General features: G+C 37.9%; 12 protein-coding genes. All 12 read right to left on the bottom strand.

The window, feature by feature from the left end:
• Positions 1–145: 145 nt before the first annotated feature.
• The 12 genes from guaA to ACQ76T_RS02290 all read right to left on the bottom strand — a co-directional run bounded on the left by guaA (position 146) and on the right by ACQ76T_RS02290 (position 15,360).
• The gene (gene guaA, locus ACQ76T_RS02345) at positions 146–1,675 is read right to left on the bottom strand and encodes a glutamine-hydrolyzing GMP synthase (protein ID WP_431341746.1); all 1,530 of its coding nucleotides are present in this window, start codon (positions 1,673–1,675) and stop codon (positions 146–148) included.
• Positions 1,676–1,846: 171 nt separating this feature from the next.
• Positions 1,847–3,085, bottom strand: a complete 1,239-nt coding sequence (purD, locus tag ACQ76T_RS02340) for a phosphoribosylamine--glycine ligase (RefSeq protein WP_431341745.1) — start codon at positions 3,083–3,085, stop codon at positions 1,847–1,849.
• 89 nt (positions 3,086–3,174) lie between these two features.
• Complete coding sequence (purH, locus tag ACQ76T_RS02335; RefSeq protein WP_431341744.1) at positions 3,175–4,692, bottom strand: bifunctional phosphoribosylaminoimidazolecarboxamide formyltransferase/IMP cyclohydrolase; 1,518 nt, start codon at positions 4,690–4,692, stop codon at positions 3,175–3,177.
• A 175-nt stretch (positions 4,693–4,867) separates the two neighbouring features.
• A complete protein-coding gene (gene purN, locus ACQ76T_RS02330) occupies positions 4,868–5,431 on the bottom strand; it encodes a phosphoribosylglycinamide formyltransferase (protein WP_431341743.1) in 564 nt (187 codons plus the stop codon).
• A 142-nt stretch (positions 5,432–5,573) separates the two neighbouring features.
• A complete protein-coding gene (purM, locus tag ACQ76T_RS02325) occupies positions 5,574–6,566 on the bottom strand; it encodes a phosphoribosylformylglycinamidine cyclo-ligase (protein ID WP_431341742.1) in 993 nt (330 codons plus the stop codon).
• A 284-nt stretch (positions 6,567–6,850) separates the two neighbouring features.
• A complete protein-coding gene (locus ACQ76T_RS02320) occupies positions 6,851–7,402 on the bottom strand; it encodes an NADPH-dependent FMN reductase (RefSeq protein ID WP_431341741.1) in 552 nt (183 codons plus the stop codon).
• Between the two features lie 37 nt (positions 7,403–7,439).
• Positions 7,440–8,168 carry a pirin family protein gene (locus ACQ76T_RS02315; RefSeq protein WP_431341740.1) on the bottom strand — a complete coding sequence of 243 codons (729 nt, stop codon included), beginning with the start codon at positions 8,166–8,168 and terminating at the stop codon, positions 7,440–7,442.
• 155 nt (positions 8,169–8,323) lie between these two features.
• On the bottom strand, positions 8,324–9,490 hold the full coding sequence (locus ACQ76T_RS02310; RefSeq protein WP_431341739.1) for an MFS transporter: 1,167 nt from the start codon (positions 9,488–9,490) through the stop codon (positions 8,324–8,326).
• Positions 9,491–9,493: 3 nt separating this feature from the next.
• Complete coding sequence (locus tag ACQ76T_RS02305; RefSeq protein WP_431341738.1) at positions 9,494–11,023, bottom strand: GMC oxidoreductase; 1,530 nt, start codon at positions 11,021–11,023, stop codon at positions 9,494–9,496.
• A 551-nt stretch (positions 11,024–11,574) separates the two neighbouring features.
• On the bottom strand, positions 11,575–12,957 hold the full coding sequence (locus ACQ76T_RS02300) for an MFS transporter (RefSeq protein ID WP_431341737.1): 1,383 nt from the start codon (positions 12,955–12,957) through the stop codon (positions 11,575–11,577).
• A gap of 15 nt (positions 12,958–12,972) precedes the next feature.
• Entirely contained in the window at positions 12,973–13,491 is a 519-nt protein-coding gene (locus tag ACQ76T_RS02295; protein WP_431341736.1) for a nuclear transport factor 2 family protein, read from the bottom strand.
• Positions 13,492–13,500: 9 nt separating this feature from the next.
• Entirely contained in the window at positions 13,501–15,360 is a 1,860-nt protein-coding gene (locus tag ACQ76T_RS02290) for a glycoside hydrolase family 13 protein (protein WP_431341735.1), read from the bottom strand.

Here is a 15,360-nt window from a genome sequence, read left to right as displayed (position 1 = left end):
ATTTAATGATGAGGGAGTTCACCGCTTTTGCCTGCAGAAAACAAAACTTGGAATGGAGGCATTAAAATTTTTAGAAGAATTTCCAATATAAACAAAAAAATCCCACCCAAACGGGCAGGATTTATATTTAAATTCAAGTCAAAAATTATTCCCACTCAATTGTTGCAGGTGGTTTGCTTGAAATATCGTAAGCTACTCTGTTGATTCCTCTTACTTCGTTGATGATTCTGCTGGAAACAGTATCAAGGAATTCGTAAGGAAGTCTGCTCCACGTTGCTGTCATGAAGTCGATGGTGTTGGCAGAACGAACTACAGCTGTGTATTCATATGTTCTTTCGTCTCCCATTACTCCTACAGATTTTACAGGAAGAAGAACTACGAATGCCTGAGATACTTTTTCGTAAAGATCGTTTTTGTATAATTCTTCGATAAAGATATCATCAGCTTCCTGAAGGATTCTTACTTTCTCTGCATCTACTGCTCCCAATACTCTGATTCCTAATCCAGGACCTGGGAAAGGGTGTCTGTATACCATGTGATGAGGAATACCTAATTCTTCTCCTACTCTTCTTACTTCGTCCTTGAAAAGTTCTCTTAATGGTTCTAATAATTCGAATTCCATATCTTCAGGAAGTCCTCCAACGTTGTGGTGAGACTTGATCACTGCAGATGGTCCGTTTACAGACTGGCTCTCGATAACGTCAGGATAAATAGTCCCTTGAGCAAGGAATTTAGCCCCTTCAATTTTGTGAGATTCTTCGTCAAATACGTGAATGAATTCGTTTCCAATGATTTTTCTCTTCGCTTCAGGATCATCTACTCCTGCAAGCTTTGAAAGGAATCTATCCTGAGCATCCACCATTTTAATGTTCATATGGAAATGTTCTCCATACTGATCCATTACTTTTTTGCCTTCATCCTTTCTCAACAATCCAGTATCTACGAAGATACATGTTAACTGATCACCGATTGCTTTGTGGATCAAAACAGCAGCTACAGAAGAGTCTACCCCACCTGAAAGCCCAAGGATTACTTTGTTGTCTCCTACTTTCTCACGGATTTCTTCAACGGTTTTTTCAATATAGTTGGTCAGTTTCCAGTTTTTCTCTGCATTACAGATTCCGAAAACGAAATTTTCAAGCATTTTCCCTCCTTCTTCTGTATGGGAAACTTCAGGGTGAAACTGAACACAGTAAATTTTACTTTCTTCATTAGAGATAGAAGCAATTACTCCTGATTTTGCATTGAGTTCAAAGCCTGCAGGCAATTCTCCTACTTCGTCAAAGTGGCTCATCCAAACTACAGAGTTCTGAGTTACCCCTTTCAATAAAGAACTTTCTTTAACGATTTCAAGATTAGCTTTTCCGTATTCTCCTTTCTCTCCTTTGTTTACTTTACCGCCTAAAAGGTGAGCTGTCATCTGCATTCCATAGCAAATTCCCAATACAGGAACGCCTTGTTCGTATAATGCTTTTTCAACCAGGTGAGCATTTTCTGCATTTACAGAGCTTGGTCCACCGGAAAGGATAATTCCTTTTGGCTGTTTTGCTAAAATATCTTGTAATGGTGTATTGTAAGGTAAGATTTCAGAGTATACCCCCATCTCACGGATTCTTCTTCCGATAAGCTGGTTGTACTGAGATCCGAAATCTAAAATAATAATACCGTTGTTCATGTTTGATAATTGATAAATGATGATTAATTTAAAAGCTTTAAGCGATAGGCTAGGCTATAAGCTTTCTATACTGCAATAAGCATAATGCCTGTAGCATAAAGCTTATTGCTTACTTAACTGTTTTACAAAAAAAGACTTGGAATGGCTCCAAATCTTTTTTCGTGATTTTTATTAAAACTTTCCGATGTCTTCTCTGTAGAAGCCGTAATCGAAATGTACATGACTTGCATCTTCATAAACTTTCTTGCGAGCGTCTTCAAAAGTAGCACCTGTAGCCACGATGTTCAGAACTCTACCTCCATTGGAAACCACTTTGTCTCCTTTGCTGATTGCTCCTGCGTATAAAAGTTTACTGTGTTTTACTTTATCTTCTCCTGTGATTTCGAAACCTGTTTCGATGTTTCTCGGATAACCTCCTGAGCACATTACCAGACAAACTGCTTTTTCGTCTTTAAATGTAAGCTCAATGTCTTTTCCTTCCATACAATCCTGGATCACATCCAAAAGATTGTTTTCCATAAGAGCCATCAACACCTGAGTTTCAGGATCTCCAAATCTCATGTTGTATTCAAGAAGGTAAGTTCCGTTTTTCGTAACCATCAATCCGAAGAAGATGATTCCTTTAAATCCAAAACCTTCTGCTTTAAGACCTCTGATGGTAGGTTCTAAGATATTTTTTTCGAAATCCGCATAGTGCTCCTGAGTAAATTCCGGGCTTGGTGCTACAGATCCCATACCTCCTGTATTGGGTCCTGTATCTCCGTTTCCGGCTTTTTTATAATCTTTTGCTGCTACACAAGGGAATAATTTTTCACCGTTAGAGAAAGCAATTATAGAAGCTTCAAAACCTTGTAAATATTCTTCAATAACTAAACGGATCCCGGCATCTCCATAGATTCTTCTGATCATGAAATCGTGGATGGTAGCCTCAGCTTCTTCAAGAGTGTCACAGATAACAACTCCTTTTCCACCTGCTAAACCACTTGCCTTGATCACTAAAGGATATTGCTGTGTCTGCACATATTCTTTAGCTTCGTTATAGGAATCAAATACAACAGCTTTTGCTGTTTTGATATCATAGGTCTGCATAAATTTCTTAGAGAAAGCTTTACTCCCTTCAAGGCTTGCCACTTTCTGAGTAGGACCGAAAACTTTAAGATCGTGTTTTTTAAATTCGTCCTTTAAACCTGCTACAAGAGGAGCCTCAGGACCTACGATCGTAAGATCAATCTTTTCTTTAATAGCGAAATCTCTAAGTTCTTTGATTTCTGATAAATGAACATTTTTCCCTATTACATCGGTAGTAGCATTCCCGTTAGCAAAAAACATTTTAGAAATTCTTGAGTCATTCTGAAGCTTTGCCGCTAAAGCAGATTCTCTACCGCCTTCACCTATGATTAATATTCTCATACTTTATTTATTATCTAGTCTTAATTTACAAATATATAATTTTGAATGCTATAAATACAATCCCTAATTATTTTTTAATTCTATTTTAATTAGTGGAAAAAGTGTCTAACACCTGTAAACATCATTGGTATATTGTGCTCGTTTGCAGCTTCTATACTGTCCTGATCTTTTACACTTCCACCTGGCTGAATGATCGCTTTGATACCTTCCTGAGCGCAGAAATCTACCACGTCACGGAAAGGGAAAAATGCATCTGAAGCTAATACTAAATCTCCGGAGAATTTTTCTTTTGCTCTTTCGATTGCCTGTTGTGTTGCCCAGATTCTGTTCACCTGTCCACCACCGATACCGAATGCCTGGATTCCGTTGGAAACCACAATAGCATTAGATTTCACATATTTCACGACTCTCTGAGAGAAAAGCAATGCTTTTTTCTGCTCTTCTGTAGGTTGAGTTTCAGTAACTACTTTAATATCATCAGAGAAATGAAGGTCATTATCTTGAACCAAGATCCCACCGTCTACTTTCACCCATGTCTGTTTATCAGAAACCGGGTTTACGATTTTGATGATTCTAAGGTTTTTCTTTTTTCTTAAAACTTCAAGAGCTTCTTCGTCAAAGTCTGGAGCCATTACAATCTCAAGGAAAGTTTTGTTGAGCTCCTCAGCTGTTGCTGCATCGATCTTATAGTTCATAGCAACAATTCCGCCAAAGATTGAAACCGGATCACATTCGAAAGTTTTCTGATACGTTTCCAATGCAGAAGTTCCGATGGCCACTCCACAAGGGGTAGAGTGCTTCACTGCGCAGCAAGCCATTTCTTCTTTGAACTCAGTCACTACTTTCCAGCAAAGGTCCATATCACGAAGATTATTGAAAGAAAGCTCTTTACCTCCAAGCTGTTCGAAGTCTTTCATTGCTCCGTTTTCGAAAGTGGAAACGTAGTAAGCTGCTGTCTGATGAGGGTTTTCTCCGTATCTTAAATCAGCCACTTTCTTATAAGAAGCATTAAGATAAGTAGGATATTCTTCATCTAAAAGCATTCTTGAAATTGCCGCATCATAAGCCGAAGTAAGGTTGAATACTTTTCCTGCAAGCTTTTTACGGGTTTCAATGTAGGTATCTCCGTTTTGCTCCATTTCAATTTTCACGGCTGCATAGTCTTCAACATCAGTGATTACCGTTACAGAATCAAAGTTTTTGGCTGCAGAACGAAGCATTGATGGACCTCCGATATCGATAAACTCTACTTTCTCATGTAAAGAAATGTTTTTGTTCACATTTTCAAAGAAAGGGTAAAGGTTTACGATCACCATGTCTATCAGACCAATTCCGTGCTCCTGAACAGTTTTCATATGCTCTTCGTTGTTACGAACAGCCAATAATCCACCGTGAACTTTCGGGTGTAAAGTTTTCACTCTTCCATCCAGCATTTCAGGGAAATTGGTTACCTCATCAATTTGAATAGGATTTAAACCAGCGTCTTTCAAATGTTTGAACGTTCCTCCTGTAGAGATCAACTCATAATTCTGAGCTTCCAAAAACTGCGCGAATTCAATTAATCCACTTTTGTCAGAAACACTGATTAAAACTCTCTTTTTACTCATTTTACTTTCAATTTTTTACTTTTTACAGCTATTTCAAACTGTGCTCGGGTCTTTCACCTCCGAACTTACTTTTATTTTACTTAGATTATTTGCTAATGCAGCAATGTATCAGTCTAGCAATGTAACAATACCTTCAACATTAGTAAATTGGTACACTGGTACATTGTTGTATTTATTAATTTCCCAGGACCTTATTGATCGCTATTGGAAATATTTCATATTCAATCTGATGAACTTTCTGTGCCAGTGTTTCAGGCGTATCTTCAGCGGTCACTTCAAAAGATTTCTGAAGAATAGCTTCTCCCTCATCAATGCCAGGAGTTACAAAATGTACGGTGGCTCCGCTTTCTTTTTCTCCTGCTTCAATAACGGCATTATGAACGTTCATTCCCCACATTCCTTTTCCTCCGAATTTCGGAAGCAATGCCGGGTGAATATTGATTATTTTACCATTCCAGTTTTCGCAGAACTCCGATTTTAAGATGGATAAAAATCCTGCCAATACGATCAAATCTGTATTTTCAGGGATTACTTTAACCAATTCACTGCTGAAGTTCTTTCCTCTCGGAATGAGTCTATTTTCTATATTGTGATTCTTTGCTCTTTCCAGTCCGAAACATTCTCTGTCAGCTACTACCAATGTTACTTTTGCATTCTGGATTTCTCCAGCTTCAATAGTATCAATGATTCTCTGCAGATTGGTTCCTGAACCGGATACGAGTACAACGATATTCTTCATATTTTTTTGGCAGCCTTGTCAAGGTTTAGAACCTTGACAAGGCTTTCTTTAATTAGCCCCGATTGCAGCGGCATCCTTTTTGGAAATGGCTTTGCAAAAAAGCACTGGCAAAAAAGATATAGCGGAAAGCGGGAGTAAGCTTCTAAAATTTCAAATTGATTTTCTCTGCTCCTTCAGTAATTTCTCCGATTTCGTAAGCATCATCTAAAAGGTGTAATACTTTTTCAGCATGTTGAGCATCTACAACGATTACCATCCCTACACCCATATTGAATGTTCCGTGCATTTCTTCACGTTTCACTCCACCTCTCTTTTCAAGCTCAAGCATTACGCTAGGAATTCTGATTTTTGATTCGTCGATAGAAGCACAAAGTCCTTCAGGAATAATTCTTGGAACGTTTTCGTAAAGACCTCCTCCTGTGATGTGAGCAATTCCTTCTACTTTTACTTCTTCTAATACTTTATGAATATCTTTATAGTATAGTCTTGTAGGAACTAAAAGGGTTTCATATAAAGGCTTTCCTTCAAATTCTTCTTCGAAATTCGGGAATACTTTTCTTACTAAAGAGAATCCGTTTGAGTGGAATCCTGAGCTTGGTAATGCAATAATCTTGTTACCCGCTTTGATCTTAGAACCGTCAATAATCTGATCTTTTTCTACGATTCCCACACAGAATCCTGCAACATCATAGTCTCCCGGCTGATACATCCCCGGCATTTCAGCAGTTTCTCCACCAATTAAGGCGCAGTTGTTATCTTTACAAGCTGCCACCATTCCTAAAACGATTTCAGCTGCAATTTCAGAATCAAGCTTTCCACAAGCTAAATAATCCAAGAAGAACAAAGGTTTTGCTCCGTGGCAAAGGATATCGTTGGCACACATTGCAAAACAGTCTACTCCGATAGAGTCATATTTTTTAGTATCTAAAGCTACTTTCAGCTTGGTACCTACTCCGTCTGTTCCTGAAACAAGGACCGGATTTTTATATCCTCCGATTTCATAGAATGCACCAAAACTTCCCAAATGATTCAATACATTGGAATTGTGGGTTTCACCGACCGCTTTTTTGATCTTGTCAACCGTTTTGTATCCTTCTTCTTTGTCTACTCCTGCTGATTTGTAAGTGTTGCTCATGTCTGCTTAGATTTTTAGATATCGGAGTTCAGATTTCAGATGATTAATTGTCTTGCATCTTATGTCTTGCGTCTTCTTATCTTTTAATATTTCAATTACTTTTTATACTCGATTTTAGAAAACAAAAAAGCCGACAATCTTTTCAGATTATCGGCCGTTATTTTATCTCAGAATTTCAGAGCCCATAATTTTCCCTTTATGAGAAAAACATTGTTTATAGGAGGTCTGAATTTTCATCTCTTTTCTTTTTGCAAAAATAGTAATTTTAAATGAATATTCAAATTCTATTTTTCAAGGATGGTTTCGATGGCTGCAATCTTCTTGATTTTTTCTTTTAATTCGCTGTTTTTCTCTTCGTTAGAAATTTTCTGTTCAGCTTTGTCAAAGTTATCATTAAAGAACGGAAGTGAAAAAGTTTCCACCACATTTCCTCCGTGGAAAGGGAAACGCTTTGATGCCGCTTCCAAAACTCCTGCTCCACCTCTACCGCCAGGGGATGTAGACATCAATAACATTGGCACCTCGTTCCAAACAGTTCTGTCTTTAATTCTCGATACCCAGTCGAACACATTTTTGAATGCTGTAGAATAGGTTCCGTTGTGCTCTCCCAAAGCAACCAATAATACATCTGCACCATCTATTTTTGCTGCAAAATCATGAGCCTCCTGAGGAACCCCATTCTCTAATTCTCTTTCATGTTTATAGATTGGCATTTCAAAAGGATTCAGATCAATCACCTCTGCTTCTGCATTTTCGAATAATGTTGATGCGTAAGCTACCAGCTGCTTGTTCATTGAAACTTCTGAGTTGCTTCCTGCTATTGCTAAAATTTTCATATACGATACTTATTTTTAAGATTACAAATTTAGTTTTTTATTTAAGATAAGATGGCAATTCCATAGGGACTTCCATTAATAATATTTCGGTGTCTTCTACGGCTTCAATATTAAAACTCTGAGTATCCCAGATTCCTAATCCATCTCTTTCGTTCAGAATGCGGTCTCCCACTTTTGCACTTCCTTTTAAAACGAAAGCGTACACTCCGTTTCCTTTTTTGTTCAGCATGTAGTTCTTGCCATTTCCTTTTGTAAAATTAGCCAGGTTGAACCATGCATCCTGATGAATCCAAACACCGTCATCATTTTTATTGGGAGATAATATCTGTTGAAATCCGTTGATCTTTTCTCCTTCTTTAATACTTTTCTGGTCGTATCTAGGTTCTACGTTCAATTCTCTCGGGAAAACCCAGATCTGTAAGAATTTTACTTCTTCATCTTTATTTTTGTTGTATTCGCTATGCTTTACTCCGGTTCCGGCACTCATCACCTGGATTTCTCCTTTTTTGATCACCGCAGTAGTTCCCATTGAATCTTTATGTTCCAGATCTCCTTCCAAAGGAATGGAAATAATTTCCATGTCTCTGTGAGGGTGTGTTCCGAAGCCCATTCCCTGAGAAACGGTATCATCATTTAATACTCTTAATACTCCAAAGTTCGTTCTGTCTCCGTTTTGATAGTTGGCAAAACTAAATGTATGGTAAGAATTTAACCAGCCATGATTGGCGTGGCCTCTTGAATCTGCTTTATGATATACTGTTTTCATTTTTGTGATTATTTATGGTACAAATGTACAGCATATAGCGGTGAGAATCGTTGATGTAGGTTAAGAAAGGAAATTGAGTTAGAATGCAGGATTAAAAGTAAAGCCCCTTTTAGCCAATCATCCCTATCAAGGTTTGAAAATCTGGCATGGCTAAATCAAAAAGCATCTTTGATTTTTGAATTTCTTTTAAGATAGAAAAACAAGGTACTAATGATAGTCATCAGAACAACCAGAATTTGTAAAACTTCGTTAAGATGATCAGAAAAACGCCCTAGAACATTTGTAACAACACCGGTTCCTATCTGATTGGCTGCCATTAGAAATCCGGACACCAGCACAGAATAAGTCGGAAATTCTACTGTTCCCCATCCAATTGAACCTGGAAATATACTTCCCATGAAAAAGCCGATCATAAACATCATGAATACAAGAAGATGGACATCAGGATAAACCAACAACAAAACAATCGTTATTGCGACTGCAATCGGAGCACAAAGGAATACCAAAGAAAGGTCAACCATTTTTGAAAATATGCCAAACAGAAGTCTGTTCAAAGCAATCCCAGCCCAAAACAGAGAAAGTCCAATGCTTGCTTCACCATTATCAAGCCCTTTATTTTTTAAAATAATTCCTCCAAAACTTCCGAATGTTCCTTCTACACAGCCGTAAAAAATAATCGCAATGAAAAACACCCACAACTTTTCAGGAATTCTGAAATGACCGGGAAGCTTAAAGAATGATCCTTTTTCAATTTTTAAAAATAAAAACACGATCAGTACTACCACTACTGTTACAAATATACTTCCGGGAAGATACATCCAGTTTTTGGGATCTCCTATCAGATTCATCATTAACGGAGAGGTGGATGTGCCCAGCCCTACCAAAAACTGAAGGATTAAAATCGCTTTGGCACTCCCTTTTTCAAATAAACTGGCTGCCAAAGGATTCAATGTGGTGATAGAAAGGCCAAAACCCGTTCCCGTGAAGGCCACTAACACCATCAATACCAGAAACAGCATCGCTTTTTCAGCAAGAAAGTAATGCAGGAACCATAAAGAACCTGTAGAAATAAGCATTAATACTATTCCAACTGCAAGAACGATTTTAGGGCCCCATTTATTAACCAGAACCGGAGCTCCCAGACATGCAACAATAATACATATCACCTGAGGAATAAACAGATTTCCAAATTGTGAGGAAGATAGTCCAAATAAAAAAGCATCTGTAAACGCTGTTCCCAATGACGGAAAAATCACAAAATTAACTCCAGTCAGAAAAGCTAACAGAAAGACAATCAATACAATAAGATTCCTATTGTTCATTTTTTATTTCAACATGGTATTTTTAAGATGCTCGCCCACTCTCAATGCCATAGCAATGATAGTTAACGCAGGATTTACGGCACCACTGGAGACAAAAAAGCCACCATCTACAATATAAAGGTTTTCCAGATCATGGGCTTTACAGTAAGCATCAACAACAGATGTTGAAGAATCCTGCCCCATTCTTGTTGTCCCGTTCTGATGCGCCGGTGAGGCGATATCCATTCCTTTACTGAAATAATAGCCTTTAAACAGGAAGCTTTGAAATTTACCGGATGCCTTTAGAGCTTTGATCAGCTCAGTTTTTAAAAGTTCGTGCCCTTCCTGATTGTTTTCTGTATAACTGATTTTAATCTTTCCCTCTTCAACCGTTACCCGGTTTTCGGGATCCGGGAGATCTTCGGAGGTTAGCCAGAAATCAACCGCATGTTTAGCCATCAGTTCGAAAGTAAACCCGGGAGCCGGAACAGGACTGTCGGCCCTGATTTGGTGTTCATCCGATTTACCCAGCATTTGTACGTGCCCTAAAGGAAATTCATATCCTCTGGCAGCGTGATAGAAATCATTAATACCAAAGGTTTTTCCAAACTTAGTGGAATTCGGTTCTGTATATAATGCGATGAGTGCCGTATTCTGATGAAACATATAATTCCGACCTACCTGATCTGATGTATTGGCAAGGCCGTTCGGAAAATGATCATTCTTACTCTCCAGAAGAATAGCCGCAGAGTTGACAGCGCCTGCAGAAAGTACTACAAGAGGGGCTTCTATATTTATTATTTCTCCCTTATGCTCAACCACTACTTCACTAATCTTTTTACCTGATCCGTCTGTATTGAGTCTTATCACCTTTGCCTGGGTCATCAGCTCCACATTCGGGTATTCCAAAGCTTTTGACAAGGCACAGAGATGAGCATCTCCTTTTCTTTCTGAAGCATCTGGAAAACCATCAAAACGGTCTAATGTATATGGTGCATTGGCCGTATTATGAGGCTTAAAATTAACCCCTATCGGCAACTCAAAGGGATGCAGTCCGTAAGTTGTAAGCTCATCAAAAATCTCCTGAATTCTCGGCTCGTGAGGTAACGGAGGATGAGGATAAGGTTCAGCATCAAATGGTTCTGTAGGATCAGACCCTCTTTTTCCGTGTACGTGAAAAAGCTTTTCTGCTTCAAGGTAATAGTCTTTTAAATCTTCATATTGAATAGGCCAGGCTGGTGATACTCCGCCGTAATGCTGAATTTCATTAAAATCTTCTTCTCTTAAACGGAAGAGTGCCGATCCGTAAAATTTGGTATTTCCTCCAACATTATAATGCATTCCAGGTCTAAATGTTTTCCCGTGTTTATCAAGCCATAAGTCTGTAGTGGTATATCTGTTTTTTTCGAAAACTTCTAGTGAATCCCAGTTTTCTTTTTCCACCGGAACATAGTCTCCTCTTTCCAGGATCAGTATTCTTTTTCCACTGTCTGCCAGTTTATAGGCCATTGTTGAGCCTCCTGCACCGGTTCCTATAATGATAATATCGTACATTCTTTACAATTTGGTGTATCTAATGTAGAGATTAAAAAAATAGCATCTGCTTAACAAAATGTTAAATTTCAATTGATTGTGTAAGTAGAAAGTAAATATTTTATAAATCTGCTTAGAATGCTTTCATCTACTTAATGATGTATTTTTCTGACACAAAGTTTTCTATTTTTGAAACTGTTGATTTTAAGAGAGCAAAAGATAGAATCAACTTCATTGATTCGTCAAAGCTTTATGGATAAGAATACCCCTTCATCAGTGATAAAGTCGCATCATTTTGTATGCATAAAGTAAAGCAAAATTATTCACAAACTTTGCCTTTATCTTTTTAATCAAAAATGAATTCAAACATGATCTATTACGAAGAAGATCTGAATCAATTGTAAATACACCCTAAGATTTTATTTCATCATCATTCAGATGATTGAATATTATTTCATTCAAAATCCTGGCTAAAGCCTGCCGTATTACGTGTAAAAAATGAAAGCGGGCTTTAGCCCGCTCGTATTGATCATATTATTGTTAAAGTTTCTGTTTTACTTTCTCTTTCGGTTTTAAAAATGGACCTGTTTGATTTCCCCTTCAATTTCCTTAGGAGTTTCGTCTTCAGAATTTACAAAAATTAAAGTCACCAATGCACCTATCAGCATACAAACACCTCCTACTACGATATAATCCATCGCCTGCTTTCCAAAAACGCCGCTTACAATTGGGCCACCAAATAATCCGTTGATAATTTGCGGAATCACGATAAAGAAATTGAATATTCCCATATAAACCCCCATTTTCTTCTGAGGAATCACTTCAATCAGCATGGCATAAGGCATTGCCAGAATGCTTGCCCAGGCAAATCCTAATCCAATCATGGAAATCCACAAATTGTCTGTTCCTTTAATAAAATACATGGAGATTAACCCTAACCCTCCACAGAATAAAGCCAAAGCATGGGTCTGTTTTTTACCGATCCATTTTGCAATAGGCGTCAGTAAAAAAGCGAATGGAATTGCCCAAAGATTATACATTCCGAACAGTTTACCTGTTAAATCTCCGGCATTATTGAACTCTTTCGAATGAGTATCTTCCGGAGACAGTCCTAAATGATGGGTAGCCAATGCACTGGTTGTAAATACCCACATGGTAAACAATGCAAACCATGAAAAAAACTGTACTATTCCTAATTTCTTCATTTGAATAGGAATATTCCCAAAATCCTTAAATATATCTGAGAATTTGGAAGGTTCTTCACTTTCTTTTTTATCTTCTTCAAATTCTTCAAACTCCAGTGGAGAATACTCTCTTGTTGTTATGATCGTATAAAGAATAGAAAGAATAAGCAATCCTGCTCCAATATAAAACGAAAAAATCACATTATCTGCCACAAATCCCTTGGGTGCTTCGTTGGAAATTCCGAGTTGGGTTAGCCAATCCGGAAGATAAGAGCCGAGTACCGCACCAATTCCGATAAGAATAGTCTGTACAGAAAACCCTATTGTTCCCTGATGTTTTGGAAGCATATCTCCCACCAAAGCTCTGAAGGGTTCCATAGCGATATTAACAGAAGCATCCATCATGGCAAGGAATATTACCGCCAGCAATAAAGCATTCGCAGCAAACATCTGAGTAACCGAAGCAGCATTTGGAAGCAGCACCAAACCTATGGCACACAAAACAGCTCCAATCAAAAAGTACGGTTTTCTTCTTCCCAACGGACTCCAGGTGTTATCTCCCATATGTCCGATGATTGGTTGAACGATAAGCCCTGTAACAGGTGCTACCAGCCAGAACCAGGAAAGTTCGTGAACATCAGCTCCCAAGTTTCCAAGGATACGGCTCGCATTTCCGTTTTGGAGCCCAAAAGCCATCTGAATTCCTAAGAATCCCATACTCATATTGATAATCTGAGTAAGTGAAAGTTCCGGTTTTATTTTTTTAGCCATTGCTGTTTTATGCTGTTATTTTGTTTTTAATTCCTGAATAAGGACATCTTCCAGTGCGGTTTTTTCAGCGACTACTTTGTCTACAACATCGTTCGGAATTGTCATAGAAAGTACATACTGTTTTACCTTCCAGCTTCCGTTGATTTTTTCCACCACACCAGAACCTCTGCATATCTTCATCTGGGTATCTAATAATTCGTCAAACCATGCTAGTTTTCCGTCTTTGCTGAAATAAATATTTCTTTTAAGAGCAGTAAAATTCCAGGTTTTCTTTTTATCGAAATGAGGTTTTGCCCAAACCATAAATTCTTTCTTATTCCAGACTTCCGTAGCATCTGTACCGATGAAAGTAGATTGATCTGCAAAAAAATTGAAATAGGTATTGTAATCTGCTTTGGCAGCCGCAACATTGAAAGCATCAAGCATTTTACCAATCTCTGATTTTTCTTTTTCAAATGTTTTTGACTGTGCAGAAAGAGAGGAACAGCACAATAAGAAGACGATAAGTGTATAAAAGGTTATTATCTTTTTCATAGATCAAAATTATTTCTCAAGTTCAATAATTAATGAAGTTTTCGCTGGTATGGTTATATTATTCTGCAATGTAAATTCTTTTCCTGAAATAACATCTTTTCCTTTTGTAAAATTGTGAAGTGATTCTTCAAAGTACTTCAGATCTAACGTCTGATCTTTTTCATTATTGTTAATCATCACCATTACGCTTTCTTTATCATTGTATCTAAAGTAGGTAAAAACGCCATTTTGCGGAACAAAATTTTTCGTTTTCCCGGTATGAATAACCTCTTTCCCTTTCCTCCAGTTCAGAAGTTTTTGCGTGAATTGGAAAAACTCTTTTTGTTCAACAGTTTGAGAAGATATATTGAATGCATTTTGCGGATCAGATTTCCAGCCACCCGGAAAATCTCTACGAATATCTGCGTCCCCGCCTTTCTGCTTATCTCCCCGCATTCCTATTTCTGAACCATAATAGATTTGTGGTATTCCGCGAACGGTTGAAATAAGAGTCAATCCCAGTTTATAGGCTTTGGGATCTGCCTTAAAGATCTCGTTCCATCTTTCCGTATCGTGATTTTCGAAGAAAACCAGCAGATTGTTGACATCAGGATAAAGGAAATCGCTGGTAAATGAATCATAAATCCGATTGATTCCTGTATTCCAACTTTCTTTTTCGTTAAAGGCTTTGGGCATTTCGCTAAATAATACGAAATCCATCACCGAAGGTAAATTGGAGTTGTATCCTGCCGCTTCTCCTGTTTTGGAATTTTTCTGCCACGCTGAAATATGTCCGGCAGTAGAAAGCCATGTTTCTCCAACGATATTGAATTTGGGATATTCGTCTGTAATAGCTTTGGCCCATTTAGCCATCGCTTCTTTATCGTTATAAGGATAAGTATCCACACGGAAACCTCCTAATTCCGCATATTCTATCCACCAAATTGCATTTTGGGTCAGATATTTCAGCACCAAAGGGTTTTTCTGGTTAATATCGGGCATTGTAGTATCAAACCATCCGTCCAGAGCATATTTTTTATCTATTTCAGATGCGTTGGTATCGAATTGAGAGGTTATTTTGTAATTGGATCTTTTGAAACCTTTTTCTCCATCACTGAACCAGTGGATCCAGTCTTTGGTGGGAAGATCTTTCATCATCCAATGAGAAATTCCCCAATGATTGGTCACGTAATCCATCACCAGTTTCATATTTCTCTTATTCAATTCCTGGGACAGTGTTTTGTAATCTTCGTTGGTTCCGTAGCGGCCATCAATTTTGTAAAGATCGGTTTGTGCATACCCATGATAGGAGTATACTTTCTCGTTATCTTCGTTTACCGGAGTCAGCCAAACAGTGGTAGCTCCCAGTTTCTGTATATAATCAATATTGTTGATGATACCTTTCAGATCTCCTCCATGTCTGCCATTCGGTAAACTGCGGTCGGCCTTCTCTGTAAGCTCCGGTCTGGAATCATTCTTTTCATCTCCGTTAGCAAAGCGATCGGGCATAATCAGGTACATGACATCTTTTGATGTATAGGATTCACGGTTCGCAGATTCGGGAGTACGCTGTTTCAGTTCGTAAGGATAAGATCCAAGATTCTTTTTATCTTTTTTAATATTAATGGTAAATTTTGGAACGTTTATTTCGTTAGTATTTACGGTAATAAAAAGATAATTAGGATTTTCAACCTTTTGGATATCTTTAATCTTGATACCATCTGAAAGGGTAACCTCATTATTTGCGATTCCTTTACCATATACAAGAATCTGAAGTTCGGGGTTTTTCATTCCTTTCCACCAGAAAGCAGGCTCTACTCTTTCCAACGTTTTTTGGGAAAAAGCGGCAGAAGCTATAGAAAGGGCTAATGCGGCATATATTGTCTTCAT

Source organism: Chryseobacterium sp. JK1 (assembly GCF_050632815.1).
In the GTDB taxonomy this organism is placed as follows: Bacteria; Bacteroidota; Bacteroidia; order Flavobacteriales; family Weeksellaceae; genus Chryseobacterium.
This window is presented reverse-complemented; position numbering and strand designations above follow the sequence as displayed.

Coding starts and splice junctions, on each gene's coding strand:
- purN (WP_431341743.1), bottom strand. CDS start 5,431: ATGAAGAATATCGTTGTACTCGTATCCGGTTCAGGAACCAATCTGCAG.
- purH (WP_431341744.1), bottom strand. CDS start 4,692: ATGAGTAAAAAGAGAGTTTTAATCAGTGTTTCTGACAAAAGTGGATTA.
- purM (WP_431341742.1), bottom strand. CDS start 6,566: ATGAGCAACACTTACAAATCAGCAGGAGTAGACAAAGAAGAAGGATAC.
- ACQ76T_RS02295 (WP_431341736.1), bottom strand. CDS start 13,491: ATGAAAAAGATAATAACCTTTTATACACTTATCGTCTTCTTATTGTGC.
- ACQ76T_RS02310 (WP_431341739.1), bottom strand. CDS start 9,490: ATGAACAATAGGAATCTTATTGTATTGATTGTCTTTCTGTTAGCTTTT.
- ACQ76T_RS02300 (WP_431341737.1), bottom strand. CDS start 12,957: ATGGCTAAAAAAATAAAACCGGAACTTTCACTTACTCAGATTATCAAT.
- purD (WP_431341745.1), bottom strand. CDS start 3,085: ATGAGAATATTAATCATAGGTGAAGGCGGTAGAGAATCTGCTTTAGCG.
- ACQ76T_RS02290 (WP_431341735.1), bottom strand. CDS start 15,360: ATGAAGACAATATATGCCGCATTAGCCCTTTCTATAGCTTCTGCCGCT.
- ACQ76T_RS02305 (WP_431341738.1), bottom strand. CDS start 11,023: ATGTACGATATTATCATTATAGGAACCGGTGCAGGAGGCTCAACAATG.
- ACQ76T_RS02320 (WP_431341741.1), bottom strand. CDS start 7,402: ATGAAAATTTTAGCAATAGCAGGAAGCAACTCAGAAGTTTCAATGAAC.
- guaA (WP_431341746.1), bottom strand. CDS start 1,675: ATGAACAACGGTATTATTATTTTAGATTTCGGATCTCAGTACAACCAG.
- ACQ76T_RS02315 (WP_431341740.1), bottom strand. CDS start 8,168: ATGAAAACAGTATATCATAAAGCAGATTCAAGAGGCCACGCCAATCAT.